Below are 15,209 nucleotides of genomic sequence, written 5' to 3'. Positions count from 1 at the left end.
GCATGGAATACGTCGTGCCCCTGGTCATCTTGCTTGTCATAGTTCTCGTTGTTGTTGTGGGATCCCGACTGTTGGGGCGACGAAGCCGGAGCCTGCCGGCTGCTACAGATGAGGTGCGCCCAGAAGAGGTGCGCCCAGAAGAGGTGCGCACGGCAGCTCGTGCCCCGGCGCGGAAGCACCCTGACCGGAGCTCGGCTGCCAAGGAACCGGGACGTAAGGGTGCACGGTTTGGGCGGGAAATTACTCGAGAAAATGCTGAAGAGGCGGGCGCACTGCTCAGCCCTGAAGCCCACCAGCGCGTCTACTCGCTGATTGCCCAGCACCAGGTGCTCAACGCGGTACAGGCTTACCGCAAAGCCACGCGCCTAGGCTTGGGTGAGTCCGCCGCGGCAGTCGCGGCGTTGGCACAATTTCCCCAGCCATCTCCCGAACCCGTAATGCCTGTTGTCCCGGAGGGACCGCTGACAGTGGATGACATTGTCAACGCAGCGCCCGAGGCAGGGAAAGTGGACCCCAAAGCGGGGGTGAAGCCAGCAAGCGTTCCTGGCGCTTACCGCTACCGGGCCATCGTTGCCAGGGGTGAGGATGTCCGGGAGGTTGCCAGTACGCGCCTGAATGAGGAGAGCTTCGCGCGGATCCGCGACCTGGCTAGGTCGGGTAATTACGACGCCGCTGCCCGCCTTTTGCGAGACCATGCGGACATTGGCGAGACCGAGGCGCAAGAATTTGTAGCCATGATTGGACCCGAAGACTAAACCTCTATCAGTAAACGGGCAATCAGGGTAAAGCAGCAGATGGATGCCAGCGGCTAGACTGAAGCATCATTGATAGCATGCGGTCAACTGACTGCAATCTCTTCGGGAGAGCCCTTGAGCCATTCTGCCTTTTCTAACTTGCCAGCTGTGGGCCGTGCCATGTTCATAGTAGTCACCGCTTTTACGCTCGTGGTAGCTATGCTGGCTCTTCCAACACGGGCTGAAGCGGCTGCGCCCAGCACCTCGCGTGTCATTACTTTCTCTGCAGGTCCGGCGACGGTCGCCAAGGGTAAGACGATTACGCTCATCGCTCAGGTACAGAAGCTCACTGCCAAGACTTGGGTGAATAGTGGCAGTGTCACAGCGGCCGTTTATTTTGATCCTGATGGCTCAGCTCCGAACAAAGCCATGCAAGCCGTGAAAAGCAGTACCACTGGCTACATCAAAGTTGGCTTCCCTGCATCTGTCTCAGGTACGTGGACACTGCGTTTACCAACGCAAGGCACGCTCAGGGCATCCGACTCAGGCAAAAGACACGTCAAGGTTGTTTCAGCGTCCAAGCCCGCACCCAAACCGGGCTCCACAAAACCAGTTAGCAAGTGGAACTGTCCCACATGGGCCCCTATCAAAGGCAATGCTTCCAGTAAGATCTACCACCTGAAAGGTCAAAGGTTTTACTTGCGGACCACGCCGGAAATTTGTTTTAGTACCGAAACAGCCGCAAAACAGGCTGGATACCGAAAGTCCAAAGTTTAGGCAGTGCAAAATTGTAAAAAAGAACGCCCGGTCCAGTTTTGGATCGGACGTTTTGAGACCGTGCTCTAAGATCAGTGGCTCAGCTTTTCACTTTCAAGTACAAAGCCATCCTGGTGGTGGATGAGCTGGCGCCCCATGCCTGAGTCGAGTTGGATCCAGAGGCACTGGCGATCGTGGGAGAGCGTCTCCACCCGGCCTGACAGGCGCCAGCCACGGCCATTGACCAGCGCCACGGGCTCGTCTTTGGATAGAACCGGCCAGAGATCATGATTCTCAGGGTCAATGAACGAGCGGTGATGGATCGGACGTGTCATGGTTTCTCCTAGTGTGAAAGTCATCGCTGCTTCCTTTTCTCGTAGTCAACACCGCCAGTATGCGCGCACAAGGTGAATCCGCTGTGAATTACATGTGTCTATCCATCCAATTTCCCGTGAAACTAGGTAATTTGTATGTGAAAGTAGATACCGGTGTACTCACGCGCAGAGCGAAATAGTTGGCCATCGCTGATGTCTCTCACGTACCGTTGCAGCATGGCTACTGTTGAAATAACCACTGAATCCTTTGGCACCACCATCGAATCAAATGACATTGTGATAGTTGATTTTTGGGCTTCTTGGTGCCAGCCCTGCCTGCAATTTGCCCCCACCTATGAAGCGGCCTCGCAGAAACACGATGGCATTGTCTTCGGTAAGGTTGACACCGAAGCGCAGCAGCAGCTTGCGGCCGAAGCCAATATCACCTCTATCCCGACGTTGATGGCGTTCCGGGAAAAAGTCTTGGTTTTCGCCCAGCCGGGCGCGCTGAACGGTACTCAACTCGATTCCGTCATCGACGCCGTCAAGACACTGGACATGGCAGAAGTTCACGCCGCGGTTGCTGCCAAGCAAGCCGAGAATCCCGCAGCGCAAGAATAGGGTTCGCACCGGCAGCGCAACTGCATGACGCTGCAATTATTTAGCTCCGCAACGACTAGGTGGGGTGTGGCGCTGAACAGCGCCACACCCCACCTAGTCGTTGTTTTTGTTAGGTGTTACTGGGGACGTTCCAGTTTGACCGGCTCGGCCAATAAGGCGCTCAAGGACTCGTTCAGGTCCTGCACTGCAATGCCCTTGCTGTGCTTGTCCAGGTCTTCCTCTGACGCCCACACCTCCGTCAAGACAATCTTTTCTTCCGATTCCTCGGTAATTTCGTATTGGATGCAGCCGTCTTCTTCCACCACTTGTTCAATGGCGATTTCAAGTGCAAGTTTCACACGGAAGAATTCGCCTTCGTTGGGAATGAAGGTGGCCTGTAAGTTGATGATTTCGCTCATGAAACAAGCGTAGTCTGTGTCGCTGGCTGAACTGATGTCCCAGCAGGTTAGTGACGGCGGTGATCTTGGATTGTCATCCGTGGGCCAAATGTCGGTTTGTGAAAACCGCTCAATTGCAGCATGCGAACCACGCGCTGTCGGTGTCCTCGCCAAGGTTCCAGCAGAGCCAGCATGCCGGCATCATCCACGGCTTTACCGGCCAGGGCCCAGCCCACATAGGCGGCCAGGTGGTAGTCACCGACGGCTACCTGATCGGCGTCGCCATGAGTGCGCTGGGTGACTTCCGCCGCAGTCCACACGCCTATACCTGGGATGCTTTGCATCTTCGCAGCAGCGTCCACGGCCGGCAACGATGCGAGCCTTTCCAAACCAGTAGCGGAGCCCGCCACCCGCATCACGGTTGCTGAGCGCTGCGGCCCCACCCCAGCTTTGTGCCACTCCCATGACGGAATGGCTGCCCACTGAGGCGGGGTGGGAGCAACCATCAGATCTGTTGGGATGTCCGGGTGGATACCCGAGCCTGGAGCTGGGGAACCAAAATTGCGCACCAGTGCGGCATATCCCCGGCGAGCCTCTCGTGCTGTCACCTTTTGCTCCAGTATGGCCGGGATCAGGGCGTCAACCATGCGCCCTGTGGAGGGCAGACGCACTGCCGCATGACGCCGTCGTGCTTCCCTAATTTTGTGCGGAAGGGTGCTCGCAAACGCGTGGGAGTCGAAGTGAGACCAGTCATCGTGTGCCCCCAGCAGCCCTGGCACACCAACCAAGGCATGCTCGGCGCCGGGTCCCCACGAGCGGATGGTGAGCGTGTTGTTGTGCTGACTAATCCCGAGAGTTGCCGGGCCCGCCGGAGTGTTGGAAGCCAGCCAGGCTGTGCTGTCCGTGAGCCGGATGGTGGCGTCACCGGGGCCGCGGCCAAGGATGCCCAGAGTTTGGTGCAGTTTGTATGGACCGCCGGCATCCCAGTCCATGGTGGGTCCCGGGGTGGCTAATTCGGTCATGCTTCCATGGTCGCATGTGCATGGTCGCCTGTGGCGAGAGTTGAGCGAAGAACATCGTGAGCGTGGGCACTTCTCCTTACGGAAGTGTGACGGCGCAATGCGTAGGCCGGAGATTCCCAAGGCAGCCGCTTCAGTCCCTTCGCCGGGCCTGTTGCTAAGGGGTATCCAGTTCAGGTGGAACCTGAAAATGGTCCCGGGTTCACAGAGTAGGTGTGACTTCTTGGCCGCACTCCGGGGCAAGCTCCGAGCTCTCGAGGCTTTTGTTCGGTTCAGCAGAGATACTCAGCGCTGTCTGGGCCAGGATTTCCCGGCAGGCCAGAATTGCCGGCCGGCTCCGACTGGCGCGCCGAGCGGCCGTGAACACCGTGCGCCGAGGGAGCCCCGGCAGTTTCAACAACATCAGCGCCGGTTTCCGTCCCGTCCACATCAGATCGGGCATCAGCCCCACAGCGTTGCCGGATTCAATAAGGCGGACCTGGGCCTGAAGATCGGCTGTTTCAAAACGCACATCGGGTTCGAATCCGGCCTGCCTGCATGCCTGTTCAGCCCAATGGCGAGAGGCGGCTCCGCGCGGCTCCATCACCCACGGTAAATCGCGGGTGTCCTCGATGCCCGTGATGGGTTCGCTGCGCAACCGTGAGACTGTTCCTTCAACTGTGGGAGAGGGCACTGCCAAACGGATGGTGTCGGTTGTTAGCAGGACCCTGTCCAGCTCGGGATGTCGGGGCGCTGCATGGCCCGGATACTGCTCTGCCACCACCATGTCGAAATCGCGGGCCCACGTTTCATAGAGTGCGGTTTCAGGCTCGCGCTGAGTCATCTCAATGCGCACTTCGGGGTAGCGCTGCGACATGGCCGTGAGCAGTTCCGGCAACAGCGCCAACGCCGCGGATTGAAACACGGCCAGTTTCACCGTTCCAGCCACTGTTGTCAGCGAAGCGGCGATCTCTGCTTCGGCGCGCTCCAGCGACTCCACGATGTCTGCAGTATGGGCCACGAGAATTTCCGCCTGCGCCGTCAACTGCACTCGCCGACCAACTTTTCGGAGCAATTTCACCCCGGTTTCCTTCTCCAATAAGGCCAGCTGCTGGGACACGGCAGAGGGGCTGTATTGCAGGGCTATAGCCACGTCGGCGAGGGTTCCGCGGATGTGTAGTTCACGCAGTAAACGCAGCCGTCGCACGTTCAGCAAGGTGTACCCCAGATCAATAAGAAGAACTGTCCAATATTCATCAAATAACACCACTTTTCCTTAATGAATATTAGTCCCATACTGGAGCTAATAGGAACCCCGCGAAAGGCGTCACAGGCGACGCTTGGTGCGCGGTTGCACGTATGAAGGCACCAGTAGAAATGAGCAATGAAACGCCATGAACAGCACAGCTCCTGCGGCTACTGCCGCTAACATCCCGGTCCCAGGCGACGAACTTGCCGAGGAGAGCATCGCCTTGGTTCGGCGGTGGTTGGCTGAAGCCGCTACGTTCCCAGCTGACGTCTCCGCCCAGAGGCTGGCCGGGGTCCTGAAGGATCCGGCGGGACTGGACTTCACGGTCGGCTTCGTGGATGGTGTCATCCGCCCTGAAGACGTGGTTGTGGCTGGCCGTAACCTGGCGGCACTGGCTCCGAAAGTACCGGCGTTTTTGCCGTGGTACATGCGCAGCGCCGTTCGTTTGGGCGGGGTTATGGCCCCGATCATGCCCCATCTGGTCATTCCGATTGCCCGCAGGGTTTTGCGCGAGATGGTGGGACACCTCATTGTCGATGCCACCGACGCCAAACTGGGCCGGTCCATCGCCAAGATCCGCGCGGATGGCACAGAGCTGAACATTAACTTACTTGGCGAGGCCGTTCTCGGTGAAAAGGAAGCCGATCGTCGCCTTAAAGGGACCTTGAAGCTGCTGGCAAGAGACGACGTTGATTACGTCTCCATCAAGGAGTCCTCCACCGTGGCGCCGCACTCCCCATGGGCTTTTGATGAGGCCGTGGAGCATGTAGTGCAAAAACTGACGCCGCTGTACACCCTGGCCAATTCTTTCCCGTCCCCCAAGTTCATTAACCTGGATATGGAAGAGTACAAAGACTTGGGCATGACCATCGCCGTATTTAAACGGATGTTGGACAAGCCGGAGTTCAACAACCTTGAAGCCGGGATTGTTCTGCAGGCCTATTTGCCTGACACCCTGGCCGCCATGATCGACCTCCAGGAGTGGGCGGCTGCGCGTACAGCCGCTGGAGGTGCGCCTGTCAAAGTGCGTATTGTCAAGGGTGCCAACCTGCCCATGGAACAGGTGCAGGCCTCCGTTAACGGCTGGCCATTGGCTACCTGGGGCTCCAAAATGGACTCCGACACTAACTACAAGCGAATTGTGAACTATTCGCTGACTCCGGAACACATCAAAAACGTACATATCGGTGTGGCCGGCCACAATCTCTTTGACGTGGCCCACGCTTGGCTACTTGCCAAGCAGCGCGGGATTAGCCCTGATTCGGGGCAGCTGGAGTTTGAAATGTTGCTGGGCATGGCAACTGGGCAGGCGCAGGCAGTTCGGCGTGACGTTGGCTCACTACTGCTTTACACGCCCGTAGTGCATCCGGGTGAGTTCGATGTCGCCATTGCGTACCTGATCCGCCGGTTGGAAGAGGGCGCCAGCCAGGACAACTTCATGTCAGCTGTCTTTGAGCTCTCCGATAATGAAGCACTCTTTGAACGCGAGAAGAACCGCTTCCTGGACTCTCTGACCGCGCTGGATAGCGAGGTGCCCGCCTCGAACCGTGTGCAGGACCGCAACAAGCCCGCACAGTCACGCGGCCACAACACTGAGGGCTTCGCAAACACTCCCGACACGGATCCTGCGTTGGCGCAGAACCGGGATTGGGGCCGGGAGATCCTGGCACGTGTGCCCTCCTCCACGCTGGGCAATGATCTGGTTGCAGCAACCTCCGTCACCGAGCTGGAGCAGCTAAACCAGATTGTTGACACCGCTGTTGCTGCCAGCACGGCCTGGAGCGCCATGAGTGGTGCCGAGCGTGCTGTCATCTTGCACCGCGCAGGGGACGTGTTGGCATCACGCCGGGCAGAATTGCTGGAAGTTATGGCATCCGAAACCGGGAAGACTCTGGACCAGGGAGATCCCGAGGTCAGTGAGGCCATTGACTTTGCACACTTCTATGCTGAGCGGGCCAAAGACCTTGAAACGCTCGACGGCGCAACCTTTGTCCCAGCCAAACTCACAGTTGTGACCCCGCCGTGGAACTTCCCCGTGGCAATTCCGGCAGGGTCCACGCTTTCGGCACTTGCCGCGGGCTCCGCCGTCGTCATTAAACCTGCGCGTCAAGCACAGCGCTGTGGCTCCGTCATGGTCCAGGCGCTATGGGATGCAGGTGTTCCCCGCGAAGTTCTGGCGTTGGTCCAACTTGGTGAAAGAGAGCTGGGTCAGGCACTGGTAGGGCACCCCTTAGTGGATCGTCTCCTCCTCACCGGTGGCTACGAAACGGCGGAACTGTTCCGTAGTTTCCGCAATGACCTGCCCCTATTAGCTGAAACTTCCGGTAAGAACGCCGTGATCGTCACACCCAGCGCGGACTTTGACCTCGCGGCAAGAGACGTGGTCCAGTCAGCGTTTGGGCATGCCGGACAAAAGTGCTCAGCCGCTTCGCTGGTCATTATGGTTGGCTCCGTGGCGCAGTCGAACCGATTCCGGAATCAACTCATAGATGCAGCTTCCAGCCTCGTTGTTGGTTACCCGGAAGTAGCCACCAGTCAGATGGGGCCCATCATTGAGCCCGCGGCAGGCAAGCTCCACACAGCGTTGACAACGTTGGATGAGGGCGAAAGCTGGGCCATTGAGCCGCGGCAATTGGATAGCACAGGACGGCTCTGGTCACCAGGGGTCCGCACCGGGGTGGTTGCCGGCTCCTACTTCCACCTCACAGAGTTCTTTGGCCCCGTTTTGGGGATCATGCGTGCTGACACCCTCGAAGAAGCCATCTCAATGGTCAACACCATCGATTACGGTCTGACAAGTGGTTTGCACTCGCTGGATTCAACCGAGATCGGTATCTGGATGGACACCATTGAAGCCGGGAACCTGTATGTGAACCGTGGTATTACCGGGGCAATCGTGCAGCGTCAACCGTTTGGCGGCTGGAAGAAATCGGCTGTTGGTGCCGGCACCAAGGCTGGTGGACCCAATTACCTTATGGGGTTGGGCAGCTGGACTCCGGCGCAATCCACCGCCACCGAACCGTTGGGGGATACGGCACGGAAAATGATTACCGCCGCGTCAAGTCTCACAGAAGATGAGCAGGCCTTCCTGCGCCGGGCCCTGACCAGTGACGCCGCTGCCTGGGCTGCTGAATTTGGAGTCGCCAAGGACGTCTCAGCGCTGTCCGCGGAGCGCAACGTGTTCCGCTACCGGCCATTGAATCCGCTGGTTCGTCTTGCTGAGGGCGGCTCCATAGCGAAGCTGCTACGTGTGCTTTCGGCGGGGATCCTGGCCGGCTCTGTTCCGGAAGTCTCCTCCGGAGCCGAACTTCCCAGCGCCATTAATGCACTGCTGTTGAGCCTGCGTATCAGCGTGAAAGTGGAGAGCGATGCACAGTGGCTAACTACTGCCCGCCGGTTCGGAGCTGGCCGGATCCGTCTCATTGATGGCGATGCCACGGCTGTATACCAGGGAATTGACGGCCGTCCGGACCTGGCGATCTATCACGGAGAAGTGACCGAGGCCGGTCGCGTCGAGATGCTGCCGTTCCTGCGCGAGCAGGCCATCGCCATCACCGCCCACCGCTTCGGCACTGCGGATCACCTCTCGGACGAGTTGATTTAGCCAGATCCTGCTTATGTACCCACTGCTGCCTCTGGCCCCGTTCGAACGCCTGTTCAAGCGGGGCCAGAGGCGGCAGTGGGTACAGTCCCAAAGGGTAATGCTTCTTGGCCCAGATCTGGCAGGGGTCTACGTTTGGATATATGAAGTATGCGAATTCCGTCTTGGACCTTATTGGCAATACACCGCTGGTCAAGCTGAACAAGGTCACCGACGGTATTCAAGCAACCATTCTGGTGAAGCTTGAATACATGAATCCTGGTGGCTCGGCCAAGGACAGGATCGCCGTCAAAATGCTTGACGAGGCCGCGAAAGAGGGCAAAATTGGCCCAGGTGGCACAGTGGTTGAGCCTACGAGCGGGAACACCGGCGTTGCTATGGCGATGGTTGCCCAAGCTCGGGGCTACAACTGCACGTTTGTGGTTCCGGACAAGGTGGGCGAGGACAAACGTGCCGTTTTGCGGGCCTACGGTGCACAGGTGGTCGTTACCCCGTCGGCGGTCGCTGCCAACAGCCCGCAGTCCTACTACGGGGTTTCTGACCGGCTAGTAAAGGAAATTCCGGGCGCTTACAAGCCAGATCAATTCTCAAACCTCAACGGGCCCCTTAGCCACTACGAGACTACCGGGCCCGAAATCTGGCGCGACACCGAAGGAAAGCTCACGCACTTCGTGGCCGGAGTGGGGACAGGGGGCACCATCTCTGGAACAGGACGTTTCCTGCGCGAAGCTTCCAAGGATCGCCCCGAGGCCCATGGCGGTGAAGTTCAGATCATTGGCGCGGACCCCGAGGGCTCTGTGTACTCAGGCGGCACCGGGCGGCCATATCTTGTGGAAGGTGTGGGGGAGGACATCTGGCCGGCCTCCTATGATCCCTTGGTACCGCACAAGATCATCGCTGTGACTGACAATGACAGCTTCGCCATGACCCGGCGCCTGGCTCGCGAGGAGGGCCTGCTCGTGGGCGGCTCGTCCGGCATGGCGGTGGTTGCGGCTCTGGCCGTTGCCAAGGAGCTGGGGCCGGAGGCCGTTATTGTTGTTCTTCTACCTGACAGCGGGCGCGGGTATCTGGCTAAGATCTTTGACGATAAATGGATGCAATCCTACGGTTTCTTGAAGGTCTCGGATGAACCCGCCATCGGAGATATCCTGCAAACCAAGACCGGCGGATTGCCCGAATTAGTACATATCCATCCTAATGAAACAGTGCGTGATGTCATTAATCTCATGGCCGAATATGGTGTCTCGCAGATCCCCGTGCTTTCCGCCGAGCCCCCTGTTGTCATGGGTGAAGTTATTGGTTCGGTTGATGAGCGCACACTGACTGGCAAGTTATTCCGGCACGAAGCCAAAATGACTGACAAAATAACCGAACACATGCAGGCCCGCCTGCCCATCATCGGTTCGTTGGAGCCGATCTCCGCCGCGCGCAACAAATTAGAGGTTGTGGATGCGCTGATGGTCACATTTGTGGGCGCCCCCGTGGGTGTGCTGACCCGCCATGACCTGCTCAATTACCTCAACGATTGATAACTCAACGACTGGCTTTAAGGAGCATTTAATGTCCAATCCACACTCGGACTCCACAGGATTTAACACCCGCGCGGTGCATGCGGGGCAGACCCCGGATCCCACCACCGGAGCTGTTATTCCGCCGCTGTACCAAACCACTACCTTTGCCCAGGATGGGATCGGCAAGCTGCGCAATGGTTACGAATATGGCCGTGGTACCAATCCCACCCGGGATGCCCTGCAGGCACAGCTCGCGGCACTGGAGGGTGGCGAGTTCGCGTTCAGCTTTGCATCCGGCCTCGCCGCGGAGGATGCGTTGATCCGTGCGCTGTTGCTCCCCGGCGATCATATTGTCATGGGCAATGACGTTTACGGCGGAACGTACCGGCTCATCAGCAGGGTCCTTTCTGTCTGGGGAATCAGTAATTCTGTTGTGGATATGAACGACGGCGCCGCGTTGGCTGCCGCCGTTGGTGCTGGCGGGCCAGAGGGTGCAACAAAGATGATTTGGGTGGAAACACCCTCGAACCCGATGATGAAGATCACCGATATTTCCGCACTTGCCGAGGCGGCTCACGGTGTTGGCGCGCTGCTGGTGGTGGATAACACGTTCGCTTCTCCTTATCTGCAGAATCCGCTCTCGCTGGGAGCAGACATTGTGGTGCACTCGACAACTAAATACATCGGTGGGCACTCGGATGCCTGCGGTGGCGCCGTTATTCTCTCTGACGCGGAAGCTGCAGAGAAGATCGGGTTTGTGCAGTTTGCCGTAGGTGCCGTGTCCGCGCCAATGGAAGCCTGGTTGACAACTCGGGGGTTGAAGACCCTTGGCGTGCGAATGGACAGGCATTGCTCCAACGCGCAGGCCGTAGCGGAGTGGCTGAGCACGCGTCCTGAAGTAGAGCGCGTGCTGTATCCCGGACTGCCCGGTCACCCCGGACACGAGTTGGCGGCCCGTCAAATGCGCGGCTTTGGTGGCATGATCTCTGTTCAGTTCAAGGGTGGTGAAAAGGCGGCACGCCAAGTGGCGGAATCCACCCACGTATTTACCTTGGCTGAGTCATTGGGTGGGATTGAATCGCTGATGAACTACCCCTCGGAGATGACCCATGCATCGGTGAAAGGCACCGAGCTGGCCGTGCCGGAGAATTTGATTCGTCTCTCTGTTGGCATCGAGGACGTTGCAGACTTGATAGCGGACTTGGATCAGGCGCTGAACACCCTGAACTAAGCCCCTGACAGCCCCGCCCTGTTGAGGTTGGAGATGATGACACCCAGGAGGAACGATGGGGTGTCATCATCTCCAACCTCAACAGGGTTTTGGCGGTCATAATGGGTCCACGCTGCACCCCAACCTGATATCGACAATAAAAGTGCATACACCATGAACCTGTTAAAATATATGACAAGAAGGTAACAGATACCTGATTTGCATATCGATTTGGTTTCGACTTACTGTTAGACATGTCCTTTTGGACAGGCCGCGTTCTTTGGTGGCCACGATTGCCCGGACCTGCCCACACCGAACACCGTCATGCGGCAGGTCACGGAAACAACCTCCATATTTACAGGTTGGACGGTGGTGCACAGATGTCCGGGGACGGATGGAGCGCGCGGTGGCCTTTGGGAGAGCGCATCGATGAAGAATATTAAATTGGCACGAAATTTTGGCCGCGTACTAGCAGTAGGTGCCCTCGTGGGTGGCGGCATGGCAGTAGCTGGAACCGGAGCTAACGCCGCAGACGGCGGTACTTGGGACGCACTGGCACAGTGTGAAAGTGGCGGAAACTGGGCCACCAACACCGGCAACGGATTCTCCGGTGGACTGCAGTTCACGCCCAGCACCTGGGCCGCCTTTGGTGGAGCTGGCGCTCCGGAAAATGCCACACGGGCGCAGCAGATCGCTGTTGCTGAGAACGTTCAAGCCGGTCAGGGTTGGGGCGCATGGCCCTCTTGCGCCGCACAGTTGGGACTTAGCGGCGGGGGCGGAGCCGCATATTCGCCTGCCGCAGTGCCCGCAGCACCAGCACCCGTAGCCGCGCAGTCCGGGGAGATCGTACCCCAGCAGCAGGTTCCCGTTGAGACGTACGTCCAGCAGGCCCCTGTTGCTCAGGCTCCAGTTGCACAGGCACCTGCCCCGGTCCAGATTGCCCTGAGCGGGGAGAGCTACACCATCGAATCCGGTGACACCTTGGCGAGCATCGCCGACAAGCTGGGCATCGACGGTGGCTGGGAGACGCTCTTCCAAGCCAACGCAGGCACCGTTATCCACCCTGACCTCATCTTCACCGGAGCGGTTCTGCAGCTTCCGGCATAACCCTAGTAATCGCTGAGCTTTTGCGCATTAAATAGCCTGCGTAAATCAAAAGAGCTACGTGAGTTCCAGGAGTGTGGGCCCAGCCCGCAAACAACAGGTTAAACAACACCGGCCCGTGACCAAGAACCCCTATCCGCCGCTACAATGCGGGGCATAGGGCCTTGGCCACGGGCCGGTTCTGTGGTTAGGGCTGGCAGGCTGGGAGACCGGCTGGCAGGGGCAGTCGGTGCCTGCGGAAGTTTCACCCGCTGCGGAAGTTACACCCGCGGTGCTGTGACGCCCAGTTGCCTCACGTCGTCGTACTTGTATACCGGTTTGCCACCAATGAAGACCTGCAGCGCCCGTTGCATCACATCTAGCGGGTCCCCACTCCACAGGACCAAGTCCGCGTCCTTGCCAACCTGCAATGAGCCAACCCGCTCTGCCAAGCCCAGAACCTTTGCGGGGTTGATGGTGATGGCATTCAGCGCCGTTGTTCTATCCAGGCCCTCTTTGATCGCCAAACTTGCTTGGTGGGCCAGGAAGTTGATAGGCACAACAGGGTGGTCGGTAATGATGGAAATTTCAACACCAGCCTCTGCCAGTTTTCCGGGATTCGCAATGGACCGGGCGCGTAGCTCCGGTTTGGACTTAGTGGTGAACAGCGGACCAATCAGCACAGGGGTACCCCGTTTGGCCAGAACATCACCCAACACGTGGGCTTCAGTGCCATGGTCAATGACAAGATCGTAGCCAAACTCATCAGCCAGCCGGATGGCTGTAGCAATGTCGTCGGCTCGGTGGCAATGTTGACGCCAGGGAATCTCACGGCGCAGAACCATGGCCAGTGCTTCCATATGCGCGTCCCGAGGCCGCGGCTCAGGCAGGGCCAGCCAGTTCTGTGCGGCCATAAACGCCTGCCGGATCACTAGCGCCGTGCCCAAACGGGTGGAAGGAGTTTTCTTCTTCTCATCATAAACATTCTTGGGATTCTCACCCAACGCGGATTTTAGGCCGCTGGGGGAGCGCAACACCATTTCTTCGATATACCGGCCGTGCGTATGCATCGCTACTGCCAGGCCGCCTATCGGATTCCCAGAGCCGGGGTTGACGTTGACAGTGGTGATACCGCCAGCAAGGGCATCGTCAAAGCCGGGGTCGAAAGGGTCAACGGCGTCAATGGCCCGCACCGCTGCCATGACCGGATCCGTCATTTCATTCACATCGCTGGTGGAAGAGACTTCACCTTCCGGGTGCATGCCTAGGTGGACATGTGCGTCGATGAAGCCGGGCAGCAGCCATTGGCCCTTGGCATCGAGCACATCGGCGCCGTCCGGGACCTGTACGGATGCGCCCAAGGCCAGAATCTTGCCGCTTTCCACCAACAGTGTGCCGTTGAAGGGATCGCCTTCTACCGGCACCACATGTGCGTTGGTGATGGCTAGAACACGCTTTTTTGCAGCAGCAGCGGCTTCCCGGATCGCGGCGCTAATAGTGGCGGTGTCGGGAGTCTTTTTTCCAGCTGGAACAGGTTTCTTGCCACCACGGTTAGGTGTGGGGGCCGCTGAAATGCCGGTCTTTAAAGCCGCTGAGCCTGGTTTTCCTGCCGGAGCAGCCGCCCTCCGGGTGACGCGGCCTGGGATGAAACCGGGTTTGGGTGCTGGCTGTGAGCTGCTCATGGCGGCCTTTCATGTGGCGTGGGGTGGACTCTTCCAAGCTACCGCGTATTTTACGCAGAGCGGGCTCCGCGGTCCGAGGCGCAGGCATAGGCTGAGATGATGGACAAGAAAACCGCGTTAATTACAGGTGTGGGCCGCAACGTTGGGATCGGGGCGGGCATTGCCAGGGCCTTGGCAGCTGAGGGATGGGACCTTGTCCTTAGCTATTGGCAGGCTTATGACGAGCGCATGCCGTGGGGAACGGCGCATGGCGACGTCGGCATGCTCACGGCGGAGCTTGAGTCTGCTGGCGCCAAGGTGTGGGGGATTCCGGCGGACTTGACGGACCCCACCGCAGTTGAGACTCTCATGGCGAGGATCGCTTCGGAAGCCGGGCCGCTGACGGGGATGGTGCTCTCGCACAGCGAATCCGTTGACTCCGGGATACTGCAGACATCGTTGGAGAGCTTCGAACGCCATTTTGCCGTCAATACTCGGGCTAGCTGGCAGTTGGTTGCCGCTTTCGCCCACCAAGTCCCGGACGACGGCGGAGCTGTGGTGGCGCTGACAAGTGACCACACAGCGTTTAACCTTCCGTATGGGGCATCGAAAGGTGCGTTGGACAGGATCATTATTGCTGCTGCCCGTGAACTGGGAAACCGGGGTATCAGTGCCAATGTGCTGAACCCAGGACCTGTGGACACCGGCTGGATGGATGGCCCCACCCGTACTGAGTTAACAGCACTGCAGCCCGGCGGACGGCTTGGCACCCCGGCAGATGTAGCTCCGATCGCGGCGTTCCTGCTCTCGCCGGCCGGACGCTGGGTCAGTGGCCAGCTGATCAAGGCAGATGGTGGTTTCAGCGCTTAGGTGCTGGCTAGCTGGGGGTGCTCGTCAGGAACGTATCAAGAAGCGGTGCCCCAGCGTTAAGAAGGCGTAAAAAAGCCCCCCACGGCGGCAAATCGGGTGTGCGATGGATCCAGACATCAACGCACATTGTGAAAGAGAGCTGGCTGTGGAATTGCTGACGTGGATAATCCTTGGGTTGGTGGGGCTGGGACTGCTGGCATACCTGCTCACGGCGCTCATTCGAC

General features: G+C 58.8%; 13 protein-coding genes. 8 read left to right on the top strand and 5 right to left on the bottom strand.

Annotated elements, in window-relative coordinates; genetic code table 11:
* Positions 1-2: 2 nt before the first annotated feature.
* Together AAFM46_RS14385 and AAFM46_RS14380 are read left to right on the top strand one after the other, a co-directional pair.
* Complete coding sequence (locus tag AAFM46_RS14385) at positions 3-755, top strand: hypothetical protein (protein ID WP_343318495.1); 753 nt, start codon at positions 3-5, stop codon at positions 753-755.
* Positions 756-869: 114 nt separating this feature from the next.
* Positions 870-1,511 (top strand): hypothetical protein, encoded by a 642-nt coding sequence (locus AAFM46_RS14380; RefSeq protein WP_283529905.1) that lies wholly within the window; start codon positions 870-872, stop codon positions 1,509-1,511.
* Between the two features lie 71 nt (positions 1,512-1,582).
* Here AAFM46_RS14380 and AAFM46_RS14375 read toward each other — a convergent pair whose 3' ends face one another.
* A complete protein-coding gene (locus tag AAFM46_RS14375) occupies positions 1,583-1,825 on the bottom strand; it encodes a hypothetical protein (protein WP_283529907.1) in 243 nt (80 codons plus the stop codon).
* Positions 1,826-2,041: 216 nt separating this feature from the next.
* Here AAFM46_RS14375 and AAFM46_RS14370 point away from each other — a divergent pair, with 216 nt between their 5' ends.
* Entirely contained in the window at positions 2,042-2,425 is a 384-nt protein-coding gene (locus tag AAFM46_RS14370) for a thioredoxin domain-containing protein (RefSeq protein WP_283529909.1), read from the top strand.
* Between the two features lie 116 nt (positions 2,426-2,541).
* On the opposite strand, the gene AAFM46_RS14365 is transcribed toward AAFM46_RS14370, so the two are convergent.
* The 3 genes from AAFM46_RS14365 to AAFM46_RS14355 form a co-directional block, all read right to left on the bottom strand.
* Positions 2,542-2,823: an antibiotic biosynthesis monooxygenase gene (locus tag AAFM46_RS14365; protein WP_283529912.1), complete on the bottom strand. Its 282-nt coding sequence runs from the start codon at positions 2,821-2,823 to the stop codon at positions 2,542-2,544.
* A 47-nt stretch (positions 2,824-2,870) separates the two neighbouring features.
* Positions 2,871-3,824 (bottom strand): 3-methyladenine DNA glycosylase, encoded by a 954-nt coding sequence (locus AAFM46_RS14360; protein ID WP_343318492.1) that lies wholly within the window; start codon positions 3,822-3,824, stop codon positions 2,871-2,873.
* Between the two features lie 199 nt (positions 3,825-4,023).
* A complete protein-coding gene (locus AAFM46_RS14355; protein WP_343320455.1) occupies positions 4,024-5,016 on the bottom strand; it encodes a LysR family transcriptional regulator in 993 nt (330 codons plus the stop codon).
* A gap of 178 nt (positions 5,017-5,194) precedes the next feature.
* Between AAFM46_RS14355 and AAFM46_RS14350 the strand changes: the two genes are divergently transcribed.
* From AAFM46_RS14350 to AAFM46_RS14335, 4 genes are all read left to right on the top strand, one after another.
* Complete coding sequence (locus AAFM46_RS14350) at positions 5,195-8,653, top strand: bifunctional proline dehydrogenase/L-glutamate gamma-semialdehyde dehydrogenase (protein ID WP_343318491.1); 3,459 nt, start codon at positions 5,195-5,197, stop codon at positions 8,651-8,653.
* A gap of 140 nt (positions 8,654-8,793) precedes the next feature.
* Positions 8,794-10,179 carry a cystathionine beta-synthase gene (locus AAFM46_RS14345; RefSeq protein ID WP_343318490.1) on the top strand — a complete coding sequence of 462 codons (1,386 nt, stop codon included), beginning with the start codon at positions 8,794-8,796 and terminating at the stop codon, positions 10,177-10,179.
* 31 nt (positions 10,180-10,210) lie between these two features.
* Positions 10,211-11,392: a cystathionine gamma-synthase gene (locus tag AAFM46_RS14340; protein ID WP_343318488.1), complete on the top strand. Its 1,182-nt coding sequence runs from the start codon at positions 10,211-10,213 to the stop codon at positions 11,390-11,392.
* Between the two features lie 477 nt (positions 11,393-11,869).
* Entirely contained in the window at positions 11,870-12,478 is a 609-nt protein-coding gene (locus tag AAFM46_RS14335) for a transglycosylase family protein (protein WP_343320454.1), read from the top strand.
* 257 nt (positions 12,479-12,735) lie between these two features.
* On the opposite strand, the gene AAFM46_RS14330 is transcribed toward AAFM46_RS14335, so the two are convergent.
* Positions 12,736-14,136 carry an amidohydrolase gene (locus tag AAFM46_RS14330; protein WP_343318486.1) on the bottom strand — a complete coding sequence of 467 codons (1,401 nt, stop codon included), beginning with the start codon at positions 14,134-14,136 and terminating at the stop codon, positions 12,736-12,738.
* Between the two features lie 99 nt (positions 14,137-14,235).
* Here AAFM46_RS14330 and AAFM46_RS14325 point away from each other — a divergent pair, with 99 nt between their 5' ends.
* Positions 14,236-14,985 (top strand): SDR family oxidoreductase, encoded by a 750-nt coding sequence (locus AAFM46_RS14325; RefSeq protein ID WP_283529924.1) that lies wholly within the window; start codon positions 14,236-14,238, stop codon positions 14,983-14,985.
* Positions 14,986-15,209: the final 224 nt, after the last annotated feature.

Origin of the sequence: Arthrobacter sp. TMP15 (genome assembly GCF_039529835.1) — a bacterium.
GTDB lineage: Bacteria > Actinomycetota > Actinomycetes > Actinomycetales > Micrococcaceae > Specibacter.
This window is presented reverse-complemented; position numbering and strand designations above follow the sequence as displayed.